Below are 4,642 nucleotides of genomic sequence, written 5' to 3'. Positions count from 1 at the left end.
GCGGCCTGCTGGTGCTCTGGCGCCGCCGCGCCCTGCTGATCCACCTCCCCGCCCTCGCCTGGGGCCTGGCCGTGGAAGGCCTGCACCTGGAGTGCCCCCTGACCGACTGGGAAAACCACCTGCGCAAAACCGCCGGCGACGCCGGCTACCACGGCGGCTTCGTCGAACACTACATCTGGCCAGTGATCTACCCCGCCGGCTTGACCCCGCAAATCCAGCTGTGGCTGGGCACCGTCGTACTGCTGCTCAACCTCGGCATCTACACCTGCGTGCTCTGGCGCCTAGCGCGTCGCCACCACGAATAACCGCGGGAACGGCAACAACACCCGGCCATCGCTGGCCGGCGGGTAGTCACGCTGCATGGCCTGCAAGTAAAGCTGCAGGAAACTCGCCTGCTCCTGCTCATCCAACCGCGCCAGGTAAGGCCGCAACGCCGAGCCCTTGAACCACTCCACCACCGCTTCGGCGCCGCCGACCAGCGGGTGGTGATAGGTGGTACGCCACACATCCACCCGTGCGCACAGCGGGCTGAGCAGGTCGTAGTAGAACCCGGCGTTGTGCCGCGGCGGCAGGCAGAAATCGGCGAACTTGCCAGCCCAGGGCCCCTGGCTGGCGATCTCGCGCAACTGGCGGTGAGCCGGCTCGTCGAGGTTATCGGGGGTCTGCACGGCCAGGCTGGCGCCCTCGCCCAGTTGCCGCACCAGGTGCGGGTAGAGGCTGGCGTGGTCCGGCACCCACTGCAAAGACGCGTTGGCCAGGATCAGGTCCTGGGGCTCGTGGGCGGTCCAGCTGGCGATCTCGCCAATCTCGCAACGCACCCGTGGAATGCTCAGCCGTGGCCGCTGCCGAGCCTTGTCGATCATGTCCGGATCGCTGTCCAGGGCCAGGACCTGGGCATCGGGACAGCGTTGCAGTAACACCTCGGTGGAGTTGCCCGGGCCGCAGCCCAGGTCCGTGGCATGCCGCGCCGGACGCGCCGGCACGGCGGCCAGCAGATCACGCACGGCGCGGGTGCGTTCATCCTCGAACAACGAATACTGGGTGGCGGACCAGACCATGGGCGACTCCTAGTAGGGCAATTATGTGCAGCATAAGCCATGTCGGCATGCTGCAACGTAAGGATGATCTGACTGGCAAACAAGGTTTTGCCAACAAACGAAAACGGCCGGTCCCTCGAAAGGGACCGGCCGTTGCCAAAGGCACCAGCGCAATCAGTGACGCTTGGCGCTACGGATCTGGTGCACCACGCCCATGGCCACCACGATGGCTGCGGCGATACCGGTGGAAATCACCAGGATCTGGTAGTCAGGCATGAAGGCCATGGTCACCAGGGCCGCCACGATGAACACGATCACCAGGTAGGTCAGCCATGGGAACAGCCACATCTTCAGGCGCACTTCCTTGCCCTCGGCGATCAGCTTGCGGCGCATGCGCAGCTGCGAGAAGGCGATCACCAGGTACACCAGCAGGGCAATCATGCCAGTGGTGTTCATCAGGGTTTCCAGCACGTCCTTTGGCCGCAGGGTGTCACTGAAGTTGATCAGCGCGCAGAACACCGCCACCAGGCACGAGCCGATGATCGCGTTCACCGGGACGCCGGTACCGGTGCGGGTGAACGTGAATAGGCGCGGCGCGTCGCCACGCTGAGCCAGGGAGAACAGCATGCGCGAAGCGGTGTAGTGGCCGGAGATCAGGCAGCTGCTCACCGAGGTGAGCACCACGAAGTTCATCAGCAGCTCGGCATACGGCACGCCCAGCAGTTCCAGGGTACGGCGGTAGGCACCATAGCCGGAGACACCCAGTTGCGGGTCGTTCCACGGCACCAGGCAGACGATCAGGAAGATCGAGCCGACGTAGAACAGGCACACACGCCACACCACCGAGTTGGTCGCCTTGACGATCTGGGTGGCCGGGTCCTTCGCCTCTGAGGCGGCAATGGTGACGATCTCGGCGCCGAGGAAAGCGAACATCACCCCCAGCAAGGCGCCGATCACCGTGGTGATGCCGTTGGGCATGAAGCCTTCGGCGGTCAGGTGGGTAATACCGCGCACTTCACCGAACTGCCAGATGTTCATCACCGCGGCGGTGCACACCACCAGGAAGCAGACGATCGCCACCACCTTGATCAGCGCGAACCAGAACTCGAACTCGCCATAGTGCTTGACGTTGAAGAAGTTGACGGTGATCAGCAGCAGCGTCGTGGCCAGCACGAACACGTTGACGCTCACGTCGGGGAAGAAACCGTGCAGGATCTTGCCCGCCACGTAGGCCTCCCAGGCCATGAGGATCACCCAGTACCACCAGTACAGCCAGCCGATGGTGAAACCGGCCCAGCGGCCAATGGCGCGGTCGGCGTAGGTGGAGAACGAGCCGGTGTCCGGCGAGGAGGTCGCCATTTCGCCGAGCATACGCATGATCAGCACCACCAGGATGCCGCCGGCGAGGTACGCCAGCACAGCGGCCGGGCCGGCGCTGTGGATGACACTGCCGGAACCGACGAACAAGGCGCCGCCGATCACCCCGGCGATGGACATCATCGTCAGGTGGCGCGACTTGAGCGAGGCACTGAGCTTGCTCTCGTGCCCGTCCTTCGCGGTGGTGGATGTGGATGTTGCGTCCATCAGTTATTTACCCCGTGCTTCTTTTTATCCAAGGAAAAACTGTGAAACCCCGATGGTTATCGGTCTCACCTGTACATCAGTGCTACTGCGGGCAGGGAGGTGTGCGCGAGCACACGCAGGCCATCCGTGGCGGCCTGCTTACGCGGCCAGAGGCAACCCTCTGGACGAACTGAACCATGCTGGGGACGGACGAGAGGCGTCCGGCCAGGCGAAAAGAAGGTGCGGGGCAAACCCCGACGGCAAAGCAGCGATGTTGTGATTATTCATGGCGCTGGTACGTGCTGTGTTGGCTATATCTGACACGTAATGTAAAAATGTCGAACACATAGAGCCATGCACAGCGGCATGAAAAACGCACTGCACTGTACAGGCCGCCGATGCAATACACCCGCGATACCCCTGCAGGCGCCTGGCGCCGCGCACACCTGAAGGCCCCCGAATGCTCCAGCTCCATCCGGACTCCTCCACCCCGCTGGTCAACCAGATCATCGACGGACTGCGCGCGCTGATCGACGACCAGACGCTCAAGCCCGGGGCCAAGGTCCCGTCGATCCGGGCGTTCGCCTCGACCTACTCGGTGAGCACCTTCACCGTGGTCGAGGCCTACGACCGGCTGGTGGCCCAGGGCTTGCTGGTAAGCAAGGGCAATGCGGGGTTCTTCGTCAATCGTGCGGCGAACGAGCTACTGGAAAAGCACAACGTCGAGGTCGACACCAGTCGCCCCACCTTCAATTCCGAGTGGTACCTGCAGCAGATCTTCGAGATCCGTCAGTTGCCGTTCAAGCCCGGTTGCGGCTGGCTGCCCAACGACTGGATGTACGAGGAAGGCCTGCGTCGCGGCCTGCGCCAGGTCGCCGGCAGCCCGCTGGAGCTGTCCGGCTACGGCGACCCCCTGGGCCTGCCGGAGCTGCGCGCGCTGACCGCGCAGAACCTGCAGCAGGAACTGTCGATCGTCGCCAACCCGGCGCAGCTGATGCTCACCCACGGCGCCAGCCAGGCTCTGGACCTGGCCGTGCGCACCTTGGTGCGCCCCGGCGACGTGGTGCTGGTGGACGACCCCGGCTACCCCAACCTGATGAGCATCCTGCGCACCCAGGGCGCCACCCTGGTGGGTGTGCCGCGTACCCCGGCGGGCTACGACCTCGACCAGCTCGAGCGCCTGTTGGCCCACCACCGCCCCACGGCGTTCTTCACCCAGCCGCACCTGCACAGCCCGACCTGCTCGCGCACCCCGCTGGCGCAACTGCACCGCCTGCTGCAACTGGCCAGCCAGCATGGCTTCCGGCTGGTGGAGAACAACCTCTACGCCGACATGATCGCCGACCCGCTGCCGTGCCTGGCCAGCCTCGACCACCTGCAGCAGGTGGTGTACGTGGGCAGCTACTCGAAAAGCATCTCGCCCAACGTGCGGGTCGGCTACCTACTGGCGAACCCCGAACTGACCCAGCAACTGCTGCACCTGAAGATGCGCTCAGGCCTGACCACCTCGCAGGTGATGGAGCGGGTGGTGTACGCCGCAATCATCGACGGTCGCTGGCGCAAGCACCTCAAGCGCCTGCGCCAGCGCTTGGCCGAGGCGCATCAGGAAGTGGGGCGGCACCTGCACCGGCTGGGCTTCGAGCTGTTCATCGAATCGGACGAGGGGATGTATATCTGGACCCGCCATCCGGCGATCCCCGACAGCGCCGCGCTGCTGGACGATGCCCTGGAGAAAGGCATCATGCTCGGGCCCGGACAGCTATTCATGGTCGACGCCAAGGCCACCGGGTGGATGCGTTTCAATGTGGCGTTCAGCACCGATCCGGCGATGTGGGAGTTGTTGGAGAAGGTGCTGGTCAAGCATGTTCGCCGGGGCGGGGTGTAACACCCCTACCACCGCAATCGCGGGGCAAGCCCGCTCCCACAGGTTGTATCACAACAGTGGGAGCGGGCTGAGGGTGTCAGAAATTTTGTGTTCGGGCATAACATGAGTAAGAGGTGCATGTATGCCAACCAAAAAGAAACCCTTGCGTGACCTGCCC

At 64.3% G+C, this 4,642-nt stretch carries 4 protein-coding genes; 2 read left to right on the top strand and 2 right to left on the bottom strand.

Translation table 11 applies throughout. The features are described from left to right. Nucleotides 1–305: DUF2784 domain-containing protein (locus CC207_RS06770; RefSeq protein WP_088851777.1), on the top strand; the 305-nt coding region annotated here is incomplete at its 5' end. On the opposite strand, the gene tam is transcribed toward CC207_RS06770, so the two are convergent. Continuing rightward, nucleotides 282–1,058 (bottom strand): trans-aconitate 2-methyltransferase, encoded by a 777-nt coding sequence (gene tam, locus CC207_RS06765; protein ID WP_062361062.1) that lies wholly within the window; start codon nt 1,056–1,058, stop codon nt 282–284. The two genes, CC207_RS06770 and tam, sit on opposite strands and share 24 nt — an antisense overlap. Before the next feature lie 153 nt (nt 1,059–1,211). Beyond that, entirely contained in the window at nt 1,212–2,621 is a 1,410-nt protein-coding gene (locus tag CC207_RS06760) for an amino acid permease (RefSeq protein ID WP_062361060.1), read from the bottom strand. Between the two features lie 439 nt (nt 2,622–3,060). Here CC207_RS06760 and CC207_RS06755 point away from each other — a divergent pair, with 439 nt between their 5' ends. Further along, the gene (locus tag CC207_RS06755; protein ID WP_062361059.1) at nt 3,061–4,485 is read left to right on the top strand and encodes a PLP-dependent aminotransferase family protein; all 1,425 of its coding nucleotides are present in this window, start codon (nt 3,061–3,063) and stop codon (nt 4,483–4,485) included. Nucleotides 4,486–4,642: the final 157 nt, after the last annotated feature.

The organism is Pseudomonas sp. DrBHI1 (assembly GCF_002205115.1).
Classification (GTDB): Bacteria; Pseudomonadota; Gammaproteobacteria; order Pseudomonadales; family Pseudomonadaceae; genus Aquipseudomonas; species Aquipseudomonas mosselii.
This window is presented reverse-complemented; position numbering and strand designations above follow the sequence as displayed.